We start from the raw sequence: 2,685 nt of genomic DNA, 5'->3' as shown, positions 1-2,685 counted from the left end.
GGGGCTTGGGCGTCAGGCATGGCGGGAAGCTTTCAGGATGTATGCCACCGCATGGGGATGCGCCGCTCCTGCACGGCGTGGCAGGCGACCTGCGAGCCGTCGGGCAAGGGCACGAGCGCGGGCCTTTCGCTCTGGCAGCGCGCCTGCCCGTGCGGGCAGCGCGGGTGAAAGCCACAGCCGGGTGGCGGGTCGAGCGGGCTGGGGATTTCGCCGGGAGCGGGCGGTTTCTCGCGGCCACGCCGGTCGAGCCGTGGCAGCGCCGCGAGCAGCAGCTGCGTGTACGGATGCTTGGGCGCGTCGAACAGCACGCGGGTCGGCGCAAGCTCGGCGAGCCGGCCCAGGTACATCACGCCGACGCTGTGCGACATGTAGTTGACGACCGCCAGATTGTGGCTGATGAAGAGACAGCTCAGGCCGAGCTGCTCCTGCAGGCGGCGCAGCAGGTTCAGTATCTGCGCCTGCACCGACACGTCGAGCGCGGAGGTCGGCTCGTCGCACACCAGAAAGCTCGGGGCGCCGGCGAGTGCGCGCGCAATCGACACGCGCTGGCGCTGGCCACCGGAGAACTCGTGCGGGAACTTCAGTGCGTCGGCCGGTGCCAGGCCAACCTGGAGCAGCAGTTCGTGCACGCGCCGGGGGACCTCGGCCTTGGGCAGCAGCTTCTGGAAGCGGATCGGTTCGGCGATCGCGCTGCCGATGCGGTAGCGCGGGTTGAGCGAGGCGTACGGGTCCTGGAAAACCATCTGCACGCGGTGCCCGGCCTGGCCCGCGTCCGCGAAGTGAATGCGCCCGGAATTCGGTCGGTCCAGTCCCGCAACCAGCCGCGCGAGCGTGGACTTGCCGCAGCCCGATTCGCCGACCAGGCCCAAGGTCTGGCCGCGGCGGATGCGCAGGCTCACGCCATCGACGGCCTTCACCGAACGGTCCGTGCCCAGCGCCGTACGCAGCAGGCCAGCGCCCGCGGAGAAGTGGCGCACGACGTCCTGCACCTCAAGGCTCACCGCAGCTTCGGCGGCCGCGGGCTTGTTCCCGGCGTTCATGCGGCCTCCTGCTCCGCGGGGGCGACCCAGCAGGCGACCTGCCGCTGCCGGTCCGTGCGCAGGCCGGGGCTCTCGGCGCGGCATTGCTCCGTGGCACGGGCGCAGCGCGGGTGGAACGCGCAGCCGGCCGGGCGCGCGTTCAGCCGCGGCATGGCGCCGTCGATCTGGTGCAGCGGGCCGGTCACCGGTTCGATCGAGGGGATGGCGTCCATCAGGCCGCGGGTGTAGGGATGCGCCGGGTCGCGCAGCACGTCCTCGACCGGACCGGTTTCGACGATGCGACCGGCGTACATCACCGCCACGCGGTCCGCCATCTCGGCGATCACGCCGATGTCGTGTGTGACCAGCAGCATGGCCGTTGCGTTCTCGCGGCACAGCGTGCGCAGCAACTGCAACACCTGCGCCTGGATGGACATGTCCAGGGCCGTGGTCGGCTCGTCGGCGAGCAGCAGTCGCGGTCCGGCGCACAGCGCCAGCGCGATCACGATGCGCTGGCGCATGCCGCCCGAGAACTGGTGCGGGTACGCGGTGAAGCGCGCTTCGGGCGCCGGGATGCCGACGGCGTGCAGCAGCGCCAGCGCGCGTTGCACGGCCTGCGCGTGCGACAGCGCAAGATGCGTGCGCATGGTCTCGACCAACTGCGCGCCGATTTGCAGCAGCGGGTTCAGGCTCATCAAGGGGTCCTGGAAAATCGCGCCGATTTCCTTGCCGCGCACGCGGCGCATCGCGCGCTGCGACAGCGTGTCGATGCGGCGCTCACCCAGATGGATTTCGCCGCCGGCGATGCGCGCGGGCGGGTCGAGCAGGCCGAGAATGGCCATCCCGGTGAGCGACTTGCCTGCCCCCGATTCGCCGACGAAGCCGAGGATTTCGCCGGGCGCGATGGAGAAGGAAACGGCGTCGAGCGCGAGCAGCGTGCCGCGGCGTGCAGGGATCTCGACGCGCAGGTCGCGCACGCTCAGGGTGGGGGATGCGTTGGCGCCCATGGCGTGTGTCCCCGTGCCCTGCCCCGTGCCTTATCTGAGCCGGGGGTTGAGGACGTCGCGCAGCCAGTCGCCCAGCAGGTTGATCGCCAGCACCAGCAGCATCAGACACAGGCCCGGCAGCACCGTGACCCACCATTCGCCCGCGAACAGCACCTCGTTGCCGCTGCGCATCAGCGTGCCCAGCGAGGGCGAGGTCGGCGGCACGCCCAGGCCCAGGAAGCTCAGCGTGGCCTCGGTCAGGATTCCCAGACCCAGCGACAGCGTGGCGATCACCAGCACCGGGCCGAGCACGTTCGGCAGCACGTGGCGCAGCAGGATGCGCAGCGGTCCCATGCCGATCAGCCGGGCGGCATGCACGTAGTCCTTGGACTTTTCCACCAAGGTCGCGCCGCGCACCGTGCGCGCGTACTGCACCCAGGTCGAGACGCCGATGGCGAAGATCACGACGGGCAACGCCAGCCGCTCGTGCAGCGCGTGCGGCAGCAGCGTGCGCGCCAGGCCATCGACCAATAGCGCGACCAGGATGGCCGGGAAGCTCAGTTGCATGTCGGCCAGCCGCATGATCAGGTTGTCGATGGTGCCGCCGGCGTACCCGCTGACGAGCCCGAGCGTCACGCCGACGAACAGCGCAAACAGCGTGGCGCACACGCTCACCATCA

Annotated in this window: 3 protein-coding genes and 1 pseudogene; all 4 read right to left on the bottom strand. The window is 70.5% G+C overall.

What is annotated here, in order from left to right; translation table 11 throughout:
- Positions 1-32 precede the first annotated feature (32 nt).
- Positions 33-347 (bottom strand): oligopeptide/dipeptide ABC transporter ATP-binding protein, encoded by a 315-nt coding sequence (locus VTU_RS35935; protein ID WP_438873590.1) that lies wholly within the window; start codon positions 345-347, stop codon positions 33-35.
- A gap of 144 nt (positions 348-491) precedes the next feature.
- A pseudogene (locus tag VTU_RS35930) lies at positions 492-1,040 on the bottom strand (ATP-binding cassette domain-containing protein); the annotation flags it as partial.
- Positions 1,037-2,026 carry an ABC transporter ATP-binding protein gene (locus VTU_RS0124285; protein ID WP_010110301.1) on the bottom strand — a complete coding sequence of 330 codons (990 nt, stop codon included), beginning with the start codon at positions 2,024-2,026 and terminating at the stop codon, positions 1,037-1,039. The gene VTU_RS0124285 and the pseudogene VTU_RS35930, both read right to left, overlap by 4 nt.
- A 30-nt stretch (positions 2,027-2,056) precedes the next feature.
- The coding region (locus VTU_RS0124280; protein ID WP_010110300.1) for an ABC transporter permease at positions 2,057-2,685 on the bottom strand (629 nt) is incomplete at its 5' end.

Source organism: Verminephrobacter aporrectodeae subsp. tuberculatae At4, from assembly GCF_000193225.1.
Classification (GTDB): domain Bacteria; phylum Pseudomonadota; class Gammaproteobacteria; order Burkholderiales; family Burkholderiaceae_C; genus Acidovorax; species Acidovorax aporrectodeae.
This window is presented reverse-complemented; position numbering and strand designations above follow the sequence as displayed.

What these genes read in the sequence shown, in the direction of transcription:
- VTU_RS35935 (WP_438873590.1), bottom strand. Translation starts at nt 347, where the DNA reads ATGTACCTGGGCCGGCTCGCCGAGCTTGCGCCGACCCGCGTGCTGTTC.
- VTU_RS0124285 (WP_010110301.1), bottom strand. Translation starts at nt 2,026, where the DNA reads ATGGGCGCCAACGCATCCCCCACCCTGAGCGTGCGCGACCTGCGCGTC.